Origin of the sequence: Pseudomonas sp. PA-4-8C (genome assembly GCF_021606625.1) — a bacterium.
GTDB classification, from domain to species: Bacteria; Pseudomonadota; Gammaproteobacteria; order Pseudomonadales; family Pseudomonadaceae; genus Aquipseudomonas; species Aquipseudomonas lactis.
The window spans coordinates 1-802 of the sequence record NZ_WKCD01000579.1 but is presented as its reverse complement, the minus strand read 5'-3'; the positions used below and the strand labels follow the sequence as shown (position 1 = coordinate 802).

General features: G+C 60.6%; 1 protein-coding gene. It reads right to left on the bottom strand.

Annotated features, from left to right (window positions below):
• Window positions 1–572, bottom strand: a 572-nt coding sequence (locus GIW04_RS31085) for a multicopper oxidase domain-containing protein (protein ID WP_236479658.1), incomplete at its 3' end; no start/stop codon positions are given.
• Window positions 573–802: the final 230 nt, after the last annotated feature.

Below are 802 nucleotides of genomic sequence, written 5' to 3'. Positions count from 1 at the left end.
ATGCTGAATTCGACAAACTCGCCCTCTTCGTCGATGTGCCAGTTCTTCAGGCTCAAGGTGCGTTCGTACTTGAAGCCGGTGGGTTCGCGCTCTTCCACGATCAACGGGCCGACCAGGCCACGGCCGAGTTCTTCGCTGCTGCTGACATGGGGGTGATACCAGTAACTGCCGGCATCGGGCACGCGGAATTTGTAGTCGAAGTATTCGCCAGGCAGCACCGGTAATTGCGAGACGTAGGGCACGCCGTCCATTTCCAGCGGCAGGCGGATGCCGTGCCAGTGGATCGTAGTGGCGACTGGCAGATGATTGATAAAGCGCACCCGCAGCCATTCGCCCTGGCGCACCCGCAACTCGGTGCCTGGCGCCGAAGGGCCGAACGCCCAGGCCTGAGTCTTGTGCCCCGGCACCAACTCTACGTCCAGGGGCGCGGCGATCAACTCGTAATCGTGCCCGGCCTCGGACTCAGCGACTTTCCCCAGCCAGTAGCGGTAGCCACCGCCGGCACCGACGCCTACTACGGCCAGGCCAGCAAGACCACCCAGGATTTGTCGACGGGAAAAAGATCGGGACACAACAACCTCGCGTATCTGCCGCAGGCCAAGGGCCCGCAAAGGGCTGATACGATACACCTGCGTCGGCTAAACAGTAAGGCTTCGCATTGCCGCATGCCAAAAACACGACGGCTCATCCTGTGGGAGCTGGCTTGCCTGCGATCGCGGTGGGCCTGCTACGAATGCGTCAACTGACACTCCGCTATCGCAGGCAAGCCAGCTCCCACATTGATCTTCATTGTTTATTAATG